The organism is Microbacterium sp. NPDC088619, assembly GCF_044752825.1.
Classification (GTDB): Bacteria; Actinomycetota; Actinomycetes; order Actinomycetales; family Microbacteriaceae; genus Microbacterium.
In genome coordinates this window covers 1459710-1475496 of the sequence record NZ_JBIVLZ010000001.1, presented here as the reverse complement: position 1 = coordinate 1475496, position 15787 = coordinate 1459710, and the positions used below count along the sequence as shown (strand labels likewise).

The 15787-nt window shown below is 67.4% G+C and carries 18 protein-coding genes; 16 read left to right on the top strand and 2 right to left on the bottom strand.

Annotation, left to right across the window (positions count from 1 at the left end; all coding sequences use genetic code 11):
* From ACIP5T_RS07360 to ACIP5T_RS07340, 5 genes are all read left to right on the top strand, one after another.
* Entirely contained in the window at window positions 1-1194 is a 1194-nt protein-coding gene (locus ACIP5T_RS07360; protein ID WP_400861921.1) for a M20 family metallopeptidase, read from the top strand.
* A gap of 157 nt (window positions 1195-1351) precedes the next feature.
* The gene (locus ACIP5T_RS07355) at window positions 1352-1822 is read left to right on the top strand and encodes an Asp23/Gls24 family envelope stress response protein (protein WP_400861920.1); all 471 of its coding nucleotides are present in this window, start codon (window positions 1352-1354) and stop codon (window positions 1820-1822) included.
* Between the two features lie 123 nt (window positions 1823-1945).
* Complete coding sequence (locus ACIP5T_RS07350; protein WP_400861918.1) at window positions 1946-2512, top strand: RNA polymerase sigma factor; 567 nt, start codon at window positions 1946-1948, stop codon at window positions 2510-2512.
* Entirely contained in the window at window positions 2509-3132 is a 624-nt protein-coding gene (locus ACIP5T_RS07345) for an Asp23/Gls24 family envelope stress response protein (RefSeq protein WP_400861916.1), read from the top strand. Before ACIP5T_RS07350 ends, ACIP5T_RS07345 begins: the two co-directional genes overlap by 4 nt.
* Window positions 3129-3482, top strand: coding sequence for a hypothetical protein (locus tag ACIP5T_RS07340; protein ID WP_400861915.1), 354 nt, complete (start codon window positions 3129-3131; stop codon window positions 3480-3482). Before ACIP5T_RS07345 ends, ACIP5T_RS07340 begins: the two co-directional genes overlap by 4 nt.
* 72 nt (window positions 3483-3554) lie before the next feature.
* On the opposite strand, the gene ACIP5T_RS07335 is transcribed toward ACIP5T_RS07340, so the two are convergent.
* The gene (locus ACIP5T_RS07335) at window positions 3555-4400 is read right to left on the bottom strand and encodes an SDR family oxidoreductase (protein ID WP_400861914.1); all 846 of its coding nucleotides are present in this window, start codon (window positions 4398-4400) and stop codon (window positions 3555-3557) included.
* A gap of 94 nt (window positions 4401-4494) precedes the next feature.
* On the opposite strand from ACIP5T_RS07335, the gene ACIP5T_RS07330 reads away from it, so the two are divergent.
* The 4 genes from ACIP5T_RS07330 (at window position 4495) to ACIP5T_RS07315 (ending at window position 8391) form a co-directional block, all read left to right on the top strand.
* On the top strand, window positions 4495-4860 hold the full coding sequence (locus ACIP5T_RS07330; RefSeq protein WP_290159738.1) for a helix-turn-helix domain-containing protein: 366 nt from the start codon (window positions 4495-4497) through the stop codon (window positions 4858-4860).
* 99 nt (window positions 4861-4959) lie between these two features.
* Window positions 4960-6498, top strand: a complete 1539-nt coding sequence (locus ACIP5T_RS07325) for an APC family permease (RefSeq protein WP_400861913.1) — start codon at window positions 4960-4962, stop codon at window positions 6496-6498.
* 55 nt (window positions 6499-6553) lie between these two features.
* Window positions 6554-7402, top strand: a complete 849-nt coding sequence (gene truA / locus ACIP5T_RS07320) for a tRNA pseudouridine(38-40) synthase TruA (RefSeq protein ID WP_400861911.1) — start codon at window positions 6554-6556, stop codon at window positions 7400-7402.
* A gap of 95 nt (window positions 7403-7497) precedes the next feature.
* The gene (locus ACIP5T_RS07315) at window positions 7498-8391 is read left to right on the top strand and encodes a hypothetical protein (protein ID WP_400861909.1); all 894 of its coding nucleotides are present in this window, start codon (window positions 7498-7500) and stop codon (window positions 8389-8391) included.
* 16 nt (window positions 8392-8407) lie between these two features.
* Here ACIP5T_RS07315 and ACIP5T_RS07310 read toward each other — a convergent pair whose 3' ends face one another.
* Window positions 8408-9721, bottom strand: a complete 1314-nt coding sequence (locus ACIP5T_RS07310) for a M20/M25/M40 family metallo-hydrolase (RefSeq protein WP_400861907.1) — start codon at window positions 9719-9721, stop codon at window positions 8408-8410.
* Between the two features lie 136 nt (window positions 9722-9857).
* Here ACIP5T_RS07310 and ACIP5T_RS07305 point away from each other — a divergent pair, with 136 nt between their 5' ends.
* From ACIP5T_RS07305 to glmM, 7 genes are all read left to right on the top strand, one after another.
* The gene (locus ACIP5T_RS07305) at window positions 9858-10769 is read left to right on the top strand and encodes a MetQ/NlpA family ABC transporter substrate-binding protein (RefSeq protein WP_400861905.1); all 912 of its coding nucleotides are present in this window, start codon (window positions 9858-9860) and stop codon (window positions 10767-10769) included.
* 17 nt (window positions 10770-10786) lie between these two features.
* Window positions 10787-11845, top strand: a complete 1059-nt coding sequence (locus ACIP5T_RS07300) for a methionine ABC transporter ATP-binding protein (RefSeq protein WP_400861903.1) — start codon at window positions 10787-10789, stop codon at window positions 11843-11845.
* A gap of 74 nt (window positions 11846-11919) precedes the next feature.
* The gene (locus ACIP5T_RS07295; RefSeq protein ID WP_400864668.1) at window positions 11920-12519 is read left to right on the top strand and encodes a methionine ABC transporter permease; all 600 of its coding nucleotides are present in this window, start codon (window positions 11920-11922) and stop codon (window positions 12517-12519) included.
* 75 nt (window positions 12520-12594) lie between these two features.
* On the top strand, window positions 12595-13263 hold the full coding sequence (locus ACIP5T_RS07290) for an endonuclease/exonuclease/phosphatase family protein (RefSeq protein ID WP_400861901.1): 669 nt from the start codon (window positions 12595-12597) through the stop codon (window positions 13261-13263).
* Window positions 13264-13441: 178 nt separating this feature from the next.
* A complete protein-coding gene (rplM, locus tag ACIP5T_RS07285) occupies window positions 13442-13888 on the top strand; it encodes a 50S ribosomal protein L13 (protein WP_042539156.1) in 447 nt (148 codons plus the stop codon).
* Between the two features lie 27 nt (window positions 13889-13915).
* Window positions 13916-14401, top strand: a complete 486-nt coding sequence (rpsI, locus tag ACIP5T_RS07280) for a 30S ribosomal protein S9 (RefSeq protein ID WP_042539158.1) — start codon at window positions 13916-13918, stop codon at window positions 14399-14401.
* 14 nt (window positions 14402-14415) lie between these two features.
* Window positions 14416-15774: a phosphoglucosamine mutase gene (gene glmM, locus ACIP5T_RS07275; protein ID WP_400861899.1), complete on the top strand. Its 1359-nt coding sequence runs from the start codon at window positions 14416-14418 to the stop codon at window positions 15772-15774.
* Window positions 15775-15787: the final 13 nt, after the last annotated feature.

The following is a 15787-nucleotide window of genomic DNA, read 5'->3' as shown; positions in this document are numbered from 1 at the left end:
TTGAGCACCCCAGATTTCGCAGCGGATGCCGTCGCGATCCTGCCCGACCTGGTATCCCTGCGCCGTGCCCTGCATGCCGACCCCGAGCTCGGCCTCGACCTCCCTCGCACGCAGCAGAAGGTGCTCGATGCACTCGGCGGTCTGCCGCTGGAGCTCACCACCGGCACCCGCACCACCTCGGTGGTGGCGGTTCTGCGCGGAGGGCTGCCGGGGCCCGCAGTGCTGCTGCGCGGCGACATGGACGCCCTGCCGATCGACGAGACGACAGGCCTCGACTTCGCGTCCGTCAACGGCAACATGCATGCGTGCGGTCACGACCTGCACACGGCCGGACTCGTCGGAGCGGCGAAGCTGCTCGCTGCCCGGCGGGATGAGCTGCGCGGCTCGGTCATCTTCATGTTCCAGCCCGGAGAAGAAGGGCACGGGGGAGCGAAGGTCATGATCGAGGAGGGTCTACTCGAGGCTGCGGGTGAGCGCCCGGTCGCCGCCTACGCGATCCATGTCGCCCCTGGACCCCGCGGGGTCTTCGCGACCAGGAGCGGAGCGGTGGCGGCCGGGTCGAACCAGCTCTTCGTGACCGTGCAGGGGAGGGGCGGGCACGGATCGCAGCCGCACCAGACGCTCGACCCGGTTCCCGCAGCGGCCGAGATCGTTCTGGCGCTCCAGAGCTTCGTCACGCGCCGCTTCGACGCGTTCGACCCCGTCGTGCTGTCGGTGACCCGGCTCTCGACAGGAGACGGCGCGGTCAACGTCATCCCCGAGCAGGTCGAGCTGGCGGCGACCGTCCGCAACATGTCGCCCGCCTCGCTCGCGATCCTCCAGGAGGGTCTTCCCCGGGTGATCGACGGGGTCGCGGCCGCGCACGGTCTCACGGCCGACATCCGCTTCGACACGATGTACCCGGTGACCGTGAACGACCCGGCGGAGACGAGCGAGACGGTCGATGTGCTGCGGGATGTCTTCGGCGAGCAGCGCGTCGTCATCATGCCGACGCCCATGATGGGTTCGGAGGACTTCGCCTTCGTCCTCGATGAGGTGCCCGGCACGTTCATCGCGTTGATGACCTCGCCTCCCGATGCCGACCCGAGCACCATCGAATGGAATCATTCGCCACGGGTGGTGTTCGACGATGCAGTGCTCGGCGACCAGGCCGCCGCCCTCGCAGCGGTCGCGTTCGCACGCACCGCGCGCTGAGCCCCATCCCGAAGAAGGCCGTTCCCTTGCGGGGGAGCGGCCTTCTTCATGAATTCAGACCAATCTGTGACGAATCGTTCGTAGCATCCGTCTTAGTGGTGTCGCTGCACCGCGACCCGCCCGGTGAGGGCGGAACACACTGACGAAGGAGCACCCGATGACGAACGTCTCGAACGCACAGCAGCCCAAGGCCCAGGTCGCCCCGGCAGGTTCCACCGTCGCCTCGACGGGTGCGACGATCATCGAGAACGGCGTGGTCGCGAAGATCGCCGGCATCGCGGCTCGCGAGGTGCCAGGCGTCTACGCACTCGGTGGCGGAGCCGCGCGCGCGGTCGGCGCCATCCGCGACGCCCTCAACTCCACGGACCTCACCCAGGGGGTCAGCGTCGAGGTCGGCGAGACCCAGGTCGCGGTCGATGTGACGATCGTCGCCGAGTACCCGGCGTCGCTGCAGAAGGTCGCAGACGACGTGCGTGCGGCGATCTCCGTCGCGATGAGCGAGTTCGTCGGCAAGCAGGCTGTCGAGGTCAACGTCACCATCAACGATGTGCACATCCCGTCTGACGACGACTCGAACGACGACGCGGTCGCTGCAGATGACGGCAGCGCGGAGACACGTGTCCTGTGACCCATCGAGATGCGAACGATCGATCGGATCAGCATCTCGTGACCTCGCGATCGGATCGTCGATCCGATCCGATCGGGGGTCCGCTCCGAATCCGTTCGGGGGCATGGAAAAGGGAGTCGACGCATGGCTGGGGAACGATTTCGCTCTGCACTCGAGCAGGCTGACGACCGGATCGTCGCCGGTCGGGCGATGGACGGCGACGTCGCCGCCTTCGCGGTGCTGGTGCGCAGGTACACGCCGATGATGCGCGCGTACACCCAGCGGATGCTGAACGCCTCGGCCGATGTCGACGACATCGTTCAGGAGACGTTCGTGACCGCATGGCAGCGGTTCTCCGAGCTCGACGACCCGGGCAAGGTCAAGAGCTGGCTGATGCGCATCGTGAGCCGCAAGGCGGTGGACCGCATCCGCGCGCTGCGACCGATGGTCGACGTGGATGACGTGGAACAGGCCGCCCCGGCGCAGGGTGCGCCTGCACGCATCGTCGAGGCCCGCGCGGGTATCGAGGCGCTGGGAGCCGCGCTGCAGGAGCTTCCGGCGGCCCAGCGCGAGTGCTGGGTGCTCAGAGAGATGGGCGGGTACTCGTACGACGAGATCGCGGCCGAGCTCGACATCTCGGTGTCGACGGCCCGCGGTCTTCTCGCGAGAGCCCGAAAGTTCATGATCGTGCGAATGGAGGCCTGGCGATGACCGATGATCAGGCGACCCCCGACGTCCGTCAGCTCGGACTCGAGCCGAGTGATCTCGATGGACACACGCTCGAAGAGCTGAGTGACTATCTCGACGCAGGCAGGCTTCCTGCAGACCCGTCGATCGAAGGCTCGCCCGGATGCCAGCTCGCTCTCGACGCGCTCGAGCGGCTTCGCGGTCTGGGCGGCCAGCTGATCGAAGCGGACGCCGCGGCAAGCCCGGAGGTCGACGACAGCTGGGTCGATCGCATCCTCTCGGGGATCGCGCTGGATGCTCGTGCAGGACGCCGCATCCCGTTCGCGGAGCCCGACCCGTCGGTCGACTTCGGCATCACAGAGGGTGCGGTTCGGGGACTCATCCGCTCGGCGGAGAATGCCGTACCGGGCATCCTGGTCGGGCACTCGACCCTCGACGGAGACGTCACCGTCGTGGGTGAGCCGATCCGCATCTCGATCGAGGTCAACGCCGTCTACGGCGAATCGATCCCGACGGCGGTCGCACGGCTTCGCGCCGAGGTCGCAGAGCGTCTGCGCCGGCAGACGTCCCTCACCGTGACGTCGATCGATGTCACAGTGCGGGACATCCAGCGGATCAGCAGTGCGGCGGAGGAGGCCTCATGAGCACGACAGCCCTACCGGGATTCGCCGAGCGGATCGAGACGGCGGTGTTGGCGACGCCCGGCGTGCGCAGCGTCTACCGGGCAGGTTCGCTCGTGTCGAACCTCGTCGGGGAGGGGGCCGTGGCGATCGGCATCAGCCGGATCGACGAGCCTCTCGTGGCGGTGCGGATCTCAGACGAGATCGCCTCGGTCGAGGCATCTCTCGGCGTCGAATACTCCGCGAGCGCTCTCGAGCTGCTTCGAGATGTCCGCGCGGCCATCGGCAAGGTCCTCGCGGAAGACGGTCTGGGGACCGTCGAGATCGTGCTCACGATCGCGTATGTCCATCCTCGGGAGGCAGCGTCGGACTGAGTCCGCGTGAGCACGCGAGGGGGCCGATCTTGGGTGAAGATCGGCCCCCTTCGTCAGGTGAACGTCCGGTGATCAGGCGATCGAGCGAAGGCCGTCGACGAGGGGTGTGGTCGGCCGCCCGATGAGACGGGCCAGCGTGCCGTCGGTGTCGGAGAGCGCGCCCGAGGCGATGCCGGCATCCAGAGCGACGACGAAGCCCGCCGTGCCCTCGTCGAGACCGGCTGCCTGCAGACCCGCGAGCTGCTCGTCAGCGGTCAGCGGCTTGTACTCGACGTCGCGACCCGTGACCTCGGCGATGGCCCCGGCGAGGTCGGTGTAGTTCCACGCGACATCGCCGCCGAGCTCGTACACCTGGCCGATGTGGCCGTCCTCGAGCAGGACGACGGCTGCGGCTTCGGCGAAGTCCTTGCGGCTGGCTGACGCGACGCGTCCGTCTCCGGCGCCGGAGGCGAGCACACCGGTCTCGGCTGCGCGGGCGACGTCGGCGGCGTAGTTCTCGGTGTACCAGTTGTTGCGCAGGATCACCGCGGGGAGACCCGACGCCGCGATGAGCTCTTCGGTCGCCTTGTGCTCGGGGGCGAGCACGAGGTCGCTCGTCGTCGCCTTGGGGGCGCTCGTGTAGACGAACTTCGTGACTCCGGCGGCCTTGGCCGCGTCGATGACGGCCTGGTGCTGCGCGACGCGCTGCCCGACCTCCGACCCCGAGACCAGGAGCACCGAGTCGACGCCGTCGAGCGCCGCGGCGATCGACGAGGGATCGGTGTAGTCCAGACGCGCTGCTCGCACGCCGAGGTCCTCGGCCTTGGCGACGTCGCGCGCGCCGGCGATGATCGACTGCGGGTCGGCGCCTCGCTCGAGGAGGCTGGCGATGACGAGGCGTCCGAGGTTGCCGGTCGCGCCGGTGACGAGGATGGTCATGGGGTGTCCTTTCGTAGGTGACATGAGCGACAACCTCGCCATCGGTACCGAACATTCCAGGCTGCGGGTACCCACTTTGAAGTAAGGTACGTACATGACGGTTAGTTATGCGCAGATCCGGGAAGCGACCCCGCAGATCTTCGAACCCGGGTGCAGCACTCGAGTGATACTCGACCACGTGATGAGCAAGTGGGGCGTGCTGGTGCTCTCCTCGCTCTCCGACGGCACTCGTCGCTGGGGCGAACTGCGCCGCGAGGTCGGCGGCATCAGCGAGAAGATGCTCGCCTCCACCCTGCGCACCCTGGCGGACGACGGGCTCGTGCGCCGCGAATCCTTCCCGACGGTGCCGCCGCATGTCGAGTACAGCCTGACGCCGCTCGGTCGCGATCTCATGGAGCGCATGCTGCCGCTCGTCGAGTGGGTCGCCGACCATGCCGATGGAATGATCGATCGCGATTAGCTCGACGGAATTCGTCGTAGAGGAATACCCCTCGCCACGGAATCCGTCGGTGTAAGAAAAGGATTGACGCGATATACGTGGTGGCCGTATGTTCTGAGCATGTCAGCTACGACGCCGATCCATCTCGAACGCCCCGACGGCAAGGGGCTCGCCGCAGGCACACTCGGTCTGTGGGGCTCCACCGTGATCGGCCTGGCCTCGACGGCCCCCGTGTACTCGCTGGTGGCGACGCTCGGCTACGTGGTGCTGGCCGTCGGCGCACAGGCGCCGATCGCGTTCATCATCGCGTTCGTGCCGATGCTGTTGATCGCCTTCGCCTACCGTGAGCTGAACAACGCGGTCCCCGACTGCGGCACGACGTTCACATGGGGGACGAAGGCGTTCGGCCCGTGGGTGGGCTGGATGGGCGGCTGGGGTGTCGCGGTCGCCGGCATGGTCGTGCTCGCCAACCTGGCCCAGATCGCGTCGGTCTACTTCTGGTCGCTGATCGGGTTCGATCTCGAGAACGACGACTGGCGGATCGTTCTCGTCGCGGTGCTGTTCATCGCCGCGATGACCTGGGTCAGCTGGCGCGGCGTCGAGATCGGCGAGCGCATCCAGAACGTTCTGCTGGGCATCCAGTACCTCGCACTGGCGATCTTCGTCGTCGCCGCTCTCTGGCAGTTCTTCGCCGGGACCGCGCCGAACCCGACGCCGTTCGAGATGGAGTGGCTGAACCCGTTCGCGTTCACCAGCTGGCCCGGCTTCACCGAGTCGATCCTGCTGGCTCTCTTCATCTACTGGGGCTGGGACACCTGCCTCGCGCTCAACGAGGAGACCAAGGATCCCAAGAGGATCCCCGGCCGCGCAGCGCTGCTGACGACCGTCATCCTTCTCGTCACCTACGTCGGTGTCACGATCGCCGCGATGATGTACGCCGGTCTCGGGGCTGAGGGCACCGGGCTCGGCAACGAGGCCAACGCCGACGACTTCTTCCTGGCGATCAAGGACGGCCTGCTCGGCCCGTTCGGCTGGGTGCTCGTGGTCGCAGTCGTGCTCTCGGCCATCTCCTCGACGCAGACCACGATCCTCCCCACCGCTCGCGGCACTCTCGCGATGGGCGTGTACCGGGCTCTGCCGGCCAAGTTCAAGGACGTGCACCCGACCTACAAGACGCCGTCGTTCTCGACCATCGTCATGGGGGTCGTGGCCGTCGCCTACTACATCGGCATGACCCTGATCAGCGACGACATCCTCCAGGACTCGATCCTGTCGCTCGGTCTGGCGATCGCGTTCTACTACGCCATCACCGGATTCGCCTGCGCCTGGTACTTCCGCAAGGACCTCACCCGCTCGGCTCGCGAGTTCTTCTTCAAGGGGCTGTTCCCTGTGCTGGGCGCGGCGATGCTCACCTGGGCCTTCGTGCAGTCGGCGATCGACATGTGGGACGTGGACTACGGCTACACGGTCCTCTTCGGCATCGGCGGCACCTTCGTGATCGGCATCGGAGCGCTCGCCTTCGGCCTCGTCCTCATGTTCATCTGGTATCTGTTCCCGCGGTCGAAGAGGTTCTTCCGCGGCGAGAGCCTCAACCGCGACACCCAGGTGATGGTGCCCGACGAGCCGGGCCTGATCCGCTCGATCGACGGTGGCATCTGAGCTCCGGCATCCGGTGAGAGCCGGATCGCGTGCGGCCACGCCCTAGGCTTTATCCGTGCGCATCCGGCTCGACATCGCCTATGACGGCACCCACTTCCGCGGGTGGGCGAAGCAGCCGACCCTGCGAACGGTGCAGGGGACGCTCGAGGCGGCGCTCGCGCGCATCGTCGGCTCCGACGTGCAGTTCGTCGTCGCCGGGCGCACGGATGCCGGGGTGCACGCTCTGGGCCAGGTGGCGCACGTCGACCTCGACGAGGCGCAGTGGTCGCGCATCGAGTCGCGTCAGGGCCGTGCGCCGCAGGATCCGGCGGCGTCGATCGCGCGGCGCATGCGCGGTGTGCTCGGGGCCTACCCCGACGCGACCGTCACGCGCTCCTCGATCGCTCCTGAGGGCTTCGACGCCCGCTTCTCGGCGGTCTGGCGACGCTATCGATATCGGCTCGCCGACTCGACCTCCGGGTACGACCCTCTTCGGCGCCACGACACGACCGCGCATCGGGGTGTTCTCGACGGACAGGCGATGGATGCCGCCGCGCGGACCCTCATCGGCCTTCATGACTTCGCCGCATACTGCAAGCCTCGCGAGGAGGCCACGACCATCCGGACCCTCCTCGACTACGGATGGTCGCGAGACTCAGAGGGAGTGCTCGTCGCCGAGGTGAAGGCTGACGCGTTCTGCCACAGCATGGTTCGGGCACTGGTGGGCGCGTGCGTCGCCGTGGGTGAGGGGCGGCTCGATGTCGACGATCTGGTCGTGCTGCGCGACGCACTCACCCGCACCAGCGAGTTCAAGGTGCTGGCGGCCAGGGGGCTGACGCTCACCGAGGTCGGATACCCCGCGGATGAGCTCCTGTCGACCAGAGCGGAGCAGACGCGCGCTCGCCGCGACGGCACGAGCGCATGACTCGGCGGGGACGATTCCCTGCAGGCCGAGGGGGCGACGCTGCTGAACCGTATGCTGATATTACGGAGGCCATCTTCACACTGCGGCGGGGGACTGTGACGGAGCGGATCGGCGAACAGGGCGGCACATTCGCGGCTGCGCTCCGGGCGGCGATCTCCGACCGGGGAATCACCCTCGCGCGCCTGCGGGACCAGCTGATCGATGACGGCAACCCGGTATCCATGGCGACGCTGAGCTACTGGCGTTCCGGTGATCGGCAGCCCGAAGGGCCGCAGTCGTTGAGCGTCGTCGACGGCATCGAGGACCGTCTCGGTCTGCATCGAGGCCATCTCGGGGGCCTGCTGATCCCGACTTCGCGTCTGGGACCGATCGCACCTCCGCGGCTTCCCTTCGACGAGGAGCGCGAACAGCGGGAGACCGAGGAGACCCTGCGAGAGCTGCGTGCGGCTCCGCAGGACGCGCTCCGCGACCTCTCGACCCACATGACGGTGTTCGTCGGCGCCGACGGCGCGGTGGAGAAGACGACCATGCGCTCGCTCGTGCAGGCGACGAGAGGCACGATCACCGAGGTGCCCCTCATCGACGTGGCACCGATCGAGACCGATGTGATGTCCGTGATCTCCGATGTCGTCGGCGGGAGGATCGATCGAGAGCATCTGCACCGGGGCCGGCTCGTGTCCGGCGTGGTCATCGCGCTCGACGAGCCGATCACCACCGGCGGAACGACGCTGTTCGAGTTCACCGAGACCTTCCCGCCCGGATATCCGCCCCGGCAGTCGGCCTGGCATGCGACGTCGAGATCGGCTCGCGAGAGCCTCATCTGGGTGCGCTTCCATCCCGACGCACTCCCCAGCTGGTGCGAGGAGTACATCGAGACGGACGAGGAGTACGTGTCGTCGATGCGCTCCGTGCGCAGCGGATCCGTCCACCTCGCCAGGCACGGATTCGGCCCTGGCGTGATGGGGATCCGATGGGGATACGACGCCTGACTCCGGGCAGCGATGTTCAGGCGTCGCGGAGGATCCGCACAGTGGTCCGGGCGCTGAAAAACAGACTCTCGACCGGCACGCACTCGTCGGCGGAGTGGAACTGCCCGTAGACATCGAAGTCCTCCGGCACACGCAGCGGGACGAAGCCGTAGCCGTCGACGCCCAGTCGAGCGAAGTGCTTGTTGTCCGTCGAAGCGGGCAGCAGATAGGGGACGACGACGCCGGCAGGGTCTTCCGCGCGGATCGCTTCGGAGATCACATCCTGAAACGGAGTGTCGAGAGGAGAGTCGATGGGGGAGAGCCAGGCCGACCAGGTGACCTCGACGTCGGGGCCGGCGAGGCGGGCCACCTGCGCGCGAAGGTCGTCCTCCCGCTCCGGCAACGCGCGGAGGTCGAGAGAGGCGCGCGCCGTCGCCGGGATGATGTTGCTCTTGTCGCCTGCGCGGAGCACGGTCGGAGCCACAGTCTGGCGGGCGGATGCCGCGATCACTCGCCCGACGAATCCCAGATCCTCGAGCTGTTCGTCGAGGTCGTCGTCGGTGAAGGACACTCCGCGGTGCTCGCCGAACACCTCGAGGAACCGCTCCAGCGCGGGCGTGCGCACGACGGGGAAGCGGTGCTCGCCGATACGGGCGACCGCGGCCGCCAGGCGCGTCACAGGGTCTGTCGGTCGGGGGCGTGAGGCATGACCGGCCTCGCCTCGCGCCGTGACCGTGGCCCCGCCGACGCCCTTCTCGGCGGTGGCCAGCAGGTAGGCCCTGCGCCCCTCCGCGAGCGGCACCGAGAAGCCGCCGACCTCGCTGATCGCCTGCGTGGCACCGACGAGCAGATCGGGGCGGTTGTCGACGATCCAGGACGCGCCCCATCGGCCCCCTGCCTCCTCATCGGCGAGAAAGGCGAAGATCAGATCTCGGCGCGGGCGGATGCCGGAGCGTGCGAACTCGCGCGCTGCGGCCAGGATCACTCCCGCGAAGTTCTTCATGTCCACCGCGCCCCTGCCGTACAGCAGACCGCCGTCGATCTCGCCTCCGAACGGATCATGAGCCCAGTCGCGGGCATCGACGGGGACGACGTCGAGGTGGGCGTGCACGATGAGCGCCCCGGCGTCGGGATCACTGCCCTCGATGCGGGCGATGACGCTGCCGCGTCCGGGAACGGGCTCGACGAAGGTGGTCGCGATGCCGGCATCCTCGAGCCGCTCCTGCACGAGACGAGCGGCTCGCGTCTCGCCGTCGCCGATGGTCTCCGGCTCGCCCGTGTTGACGCTGTCGATGCGGATCAGTGCTCGGACGAAGTCGAGAGCCTCGTCCTCCAGCAGGCTGCGGGTCACCCCTCTCACGGTAGTGATCCGGACGCCATGCACTGCCTTCGTATTACGCGAGATGACCCCGATTACGCGGGGTTACCGCGGCCACGGGCCCCGAGCGCCGGGCGTGCTTCACTCTCGTCTTGTGAATGACTCCCGTGTGAAGAACAAGATCCTGTCCGTTCTCGGTGTGCTCGCCGCCGGCGCCCTGACCCTGTCGATGGCCGCCTGCTCCGGTGCTGCCGAGCCCGCATCGGGCAGCAGCGCTGACGACGCCGAGAGCAGCAAGATCGTGATCGGCGCTGACGACGGCACCGAGGCGCACTGGACGATCCTCAAGGACAAGCTGGCCGAGGAGGGCATCGAGCTCGAGGTCCGCACCATCAGCGACGGCGTGCAGCTGAACCAGGGTGTGCAGGACGGCGAGCTGGACGTCAACCTCTTCCAGCACCTCATCTTCCTCTCGCAGTTCAACGTGAACAACGGCGGCACCCTGGTGCCGATCGGCGCCACCGCGGTCTACCCGCTCGCGATCTACTCCGAGGAGTACAAGAGCGTCGAGGAGCTTCCCGAGGGCGCGACCGTCGCGGTTCCGAACAACCCGACCAACCTGGCCCGCGCGCTGCTGAACCTCCAGCGCGCCGGTCTCGTCGAACTCGAGGACGGCGGCGACAGCCTCTCCACACCCGATGACATCGTCTCGAGCACCGTCGAAGTGCTCCCGGTCGACGCGAACCAGACGGTGACCGCTCTGAAGGACGGCAGCGCACAGGCTGCGATCGTCAACAACACGCAGGCGCAGAAGGGCGGTCTCGGCGACGAGCTCATCATCTTCAAGGAAGACCTCGACGACCCCGAGCTCGCCCCGTACATCAACGCCTTCGTCGTTCGTGACGATCAGAAGGACGACCCGCGCTGGGCCACGCTGCTCGAGGCGTACCACAGCGCCGAGGTCGAGGAATCGGTGACCGAGCTCAACCAGGGCAACCTGCAGTTCAAGGGCGACTGGAGCGCGGAGGACCTCCAGTCCGAGCTCTCCGACCTCGAAGACCAGCTGCGCGACTCGCAGTGACGAGCGACGGCGGACCCATGACGGTGATCAGTTTCGACGGGGTGTCCAAAGGATTCCCCGCCACCCGGCGGGGGTCCGCCGTCTCCGCGCTCGAGGACGTCGACCTGCAGGTCGAGCGCGGATCGATCGTGGGAGTGATCGGCTACTCGGGCGCGGGAAAATCCACCCTCGTGCGGCTGGTCAACGGCCTGGAGAAGCCATCCGCCGGAGTCGTCGACGTGCTCGGCGTGGACGTCGGCTCGGCGTCGGCGAGCGAACTGCGGGGCCTCCGCGGGCGGATCGGAATGATCTTCCAGCAGTTCAACCTGTTCAACTCCCGCACCGTGCGAGGCAACGTGGCGTATCCGCTCAAGGTGGCCGGGTGGAAGAAGCAGGACATCGGCCCTCGTGTCGCGGAGCTGCTCGACTTCGTCGGCATCGGCGACAAGGCGCACAGCTATCCGCGGGCGCTCTCGGGCGGGCAGAAGCAGCGAGTCGGCATCGCGAGGGCGATCGCCGCGAACCCCGAGCTGCTGCTGGCCGACGAGGCGACGAGCGCACTCGATCCTCAGACCACGGGGGAGGTGCTCGCTCTCCTCCGCCGGATCAACCGCACGCTCGGCATCACGATCGTGGTGATCACCCACCAGATCTCCGTCGTCCACGAGCTGTGCGACCAGGTGATCGTGATGGACGGCGGCAGGGTCGTCGACAGCGGCGACACCTATCGGGTGTTCGCGCATCCGCGAGCGGCGCTGACCGAACGCTTCGTCGCGGCCGTCACCCAGGGGGTGCCGACCGGCGACACCCTCGACGCGCTCCTGGTCGGCGGCGGATCGCTGATCAGCGCCGACGTCAACGAGTTCACCAGCGAGCACGCCGCCGATGTCTTCGAGCACCACGGCGTGCGGCACACTGTCGTGTTCGGCGGAGTCACCGACATCCGAGGTCGCCAACTTGGCACCCTCACCTACCGGGTGCACGCCGAGGACGACGTGCTCGCCTCCGTCGTGGCAGAACTCTCCACCCGCACGAGAGCGCAGCTGCTCCGGCCGTCGGATGCGGCTCCCACCCGCGGGACGGAGGTGGCCTCGTGAACCACGTGCACACCGCCACCGACTGGGGCAGCCTGACCCCGGTGCTGCTGCAGTCGATCCAGGAGACCGTCTACATGGTCGCCGTGACGCTGGTGATCGGCGGTGCAGCCGGTCTCCTGATCGGCGCGGTGCTCTACGCCACGCGCCCGGGCAATCTGTTCGCCAACAGGGCCGTGTTCGGGGTGCTGAATCTGCTGATCAACGTCATCCGCCCCATCCCGTTCATCATCTTCCTCACCGCGGTCGGACCCGTCACGAAGGCGGTCGCCGGAACGACGCTCGGCACCCAGGCGGCCATCGTGCCGATGACGATCATGGCCGCTGTCGTGATCGGCAGGGTCGTCGAGCAGAACCTCGTCGCGGTCGATCCCGGGATCGTCGAGGCGGCTCTCGCGATCGGGGCCAAGCGGTTCGCGATCCTCTTCGGGCTCGTGATCCCCGAAGCGCTGGCTCCGCTGATCCTCGGATACACGTTCATGTTCATCGCGGTCGTGGACATGTCTGCGATGGCGGGCTACATCGGGGGCGGCGGCCTCGGCAACTTCGCGATCATCTACGGATATCAGCAGTTCAACCAGGAGGCGACCTGGGTCACCGTGGCGATCATCATCGTGATCGTCCAGATCGGACAGCTCTTCGGCAACTGGCTCGCCCAGCGCGTGCTGCGCCGCTAGCGGAACACAGGCGTTCACTGCAAGTGTCTGCGATCTTCACCGGAATCCAAGCCTGAGCCACTACCGTGAGATGCGATGAAGGTCATCTCGTACAACCTGCAGAAGCACCGCGCCGCAGGAGAGCTCGCGGCACTGGTCTCGGCGCACGATCCTGACATCCTGTGCCTCCAGGAGTGCGATGTCGTCGACCTGCCCGAGAACATCGGCGACCTCACCCTCGCGGATGCGACGCAGGGGAACCGCCTCGGACTCGCGATGTTCTACCGCGCGAGCGAGTTCCACCTGCAGGGCATCCGCACGATCGAGCTGAAGAAGTCACTGCACGACCGCATCGCCAAGCCCGCGCACGAACGGGTTCTGGGAGCGCGGCTCAGGAACATCGACGCAGGACGCGACTTCATCGCGGCGTCGTTCCACGCGGCGCCGCTGACGGCCCTGAACTCCCTGCGCCGGCACCAGATCCGGGCCGCCCTCACCGAGCTCGCGACCCTCGGCGAAGGGCTGCCGCAGCTGATGGTCGGCGACTACAACTACCCGGTGTTCAAGGAGAACCTCGGTCAGACGATCCGTGAGCACGGATACGCGCTGACGTTGAGCGACGACCACACCTACACCCGCTACCGGGTGTTCCGTGGTCACTACGACTTCGCCACCTCGGTCGGCTTCGAGATCCAACGGGTCACCACCCTCCCGCAGGGGATGAGCGACCACCGTCCGATCCTCGTGACGACGCAGTTCGACTGATCGCCGATCAGCCCGGTTTGGGAGAACGTCCGGAATGACGTAAGCTGTCACTTTGGTACTCGACTGCCGAGCACTAACGAACGTGAGCCCTCCACTGGCGTGTTCATCCCTGTAGGGAAGAACCACCCCGGAGTGGGATTCACGAACTTCTCCGTTCGAACAAGAAAGCAGCACTATCGTGACGCGCACTTACTCCCCGAAGGCTGGCGAGGTCCAGCGTGACTGGGTCGTCATCGACGCCACTGACGTCGTTCTCGGCCGCCTGGCCTCGCACGCCGCTACGCTCCTGCGCGGCAAGCACAAGCCCACCTTCGCCAACCACATCGACTCGGGTGACTTCGTCATCATCGTGAACGCAGACAAGGTCGCGCTCACCGGTCAGAAGCTCCAGAAGAAGCTGGCCTACCGCCACTCGGGTTACCCGGGCGGCCTGAAGTCGGTCACCTACGCCGAGCTCCTCGAGAAGAACCCGATCCGCGCTGTCGAGAAGGCCATCCGTGGCATGCTCCCCAAGAACAGCCTGGGCCGTCAGCAGCTGTCGAAGCTCAAGGTGTACGTCGGTGCCGAGCACCCGCACGCCGCCCAGCAGCCGCAGACGTACACCCTCGACCAGGTCGCCCAGTAAGCGCCGTAAAGACTTAAGGACATACTCGTGGCTGACATCCAGGACACCACCGAAAACCCCCAGAACTTCTCGACGTCGACTCCCGAGACCGACGCAGTCGAGGCGGCTCCCCGCCCCGTGCTCAGCGTCCCGGGTGCCGCTGTCGGCCGTCGCAAGCAGGCCATCGCCCGCGTGCGTCTCGTCCCCGGCTCGGGAACGATCACGGTCAACGGCCGCACGCTCGAGGACTACTTCCCGAACAAGCTGCACCAGCAGCTGATCAACGACCCGTTCACGATCCTCAACCTCGCCGGCGGCTACGACGTCATCGCGCGCATCTCCGGTGGTGGCCCCTCGGGTCAGGCCGGCGCGCTGCGTCTGGGCATCGCCCGTTCGCTCAACGGCATCGACGAGGAGAACAACCGTCCGACCCTGAAGAAGGCCGGCTTCCTCTCGCGCGACGCGCGTGTCAAGGAGCGTAAGAAGGCTGGACTCAAGAAGGCCCGTAAGGCGCCTCAGTACTCGAAGCGTTAAGGTCAACCGCTCCGATGCCGATCTTTGGCACGGACGGTGTGCGAGGACTCGCCAATGGCATCCTCACCGCCGACCTCGCGCTCACCCTGGCCCAGGCGACTGCTGTCGTCCTGGGCCAGGGCCGTACTGCGGAGGCTCGCAAAGCCGAAGGCAAGCGACTCACCGCAGTCGTGGCCCGCGACCCCCGCGTCTCCGGTCACTTCCTGACTGCAGCTGTCGCCGCAGGACTCGCGTCCTCGGGCGTCGACGTGCTCGAGGCCGGGGTCATCCCGACCCCTGCGCTCGCGTTCCTCGTCGCCGACCGTGACGCTGACTTCGGTGTGATGATCTCCGCCTCGCACAACGCGGCGCCCGACAACGGGATCAAGATCTTCGCCCGGGGCGGCGTGAAGCTGCCCGATGTGGTCGAACAGCGCATCGAAGAGGCGATGGCGGGCGAGAAGCTCCGTCCCACGGGCGCGGGAGTCGGCCGGATCGACCGATTCTCCGACGCTGAAGACCGCTACGTGGTGCACCTGCTCGGCTCGCTGCCGAACCGCCTGAACGGCATCAAGGTCGTGCTCGACTGCGCCAACGGCGCGGCATCCGGTGTGTCTCCCGAGACGTTCCGTGACGCAGGCGCCGAGGTCACCGTGATCGGCGCCGACCCCGACGGCTGGAACATCAACGACGGCGTCGGATCGACGCACCTCGACAAGCTCGCCGAGGCGGTCGTCCGACTCGGCGCCGATGTCGGGATCGCCCACGACGGCGACGCCGACCGCTGCCTCGCGGTCGACGCGCAGGGCAACATCATCGACGGTGACCAGATCATGGCCATCCTCGCGGTGTCGATGAAGCAACGTGGGCATCTGACCGACGACACGCTCGTCGCCACCGTCATGAGCAACCTCGGCCTGCACGTCGCCATGCGCGAGCACGGGATCACCGTGCGCCAGACGGCCGTCGGCGACAGGTACGTCCTCGAGGACATGGACAGGGGCGGCTACGCCCTGGGGGGCGAGCAGTCGGGTCACGTGATCATGAGCGAGTACGCCACCACCGGTGACGGTCTGCTCACGGGTCTTCACCTGGTCGCCGAGATGGCTCGTCAGAACAAGACGATCGCCGAGCTCGCCGCCGTGATGAAGGTCTACCCGCAGGTGCTCATCAACGTGCGCGACGTCGACAAGGACGCCGTGGACGCCGACCCCGTCGTGCAGCAGACCGTCGCCGAGGTCGCCGCCGAACTCGGCGAGACCGGTCGAGTGCTGCTCCGCAAGTCCGGAACCGAGGCCCTCGTCAGGGTCATGGTCGAGGCGGCTGACGCCGAATCCGCTCGGTCGTACGCCGATCGGCTCGTCGCCGTCGTGCGAGAGCGACTCTCCCTCTGAGCCGTCGAGCGCG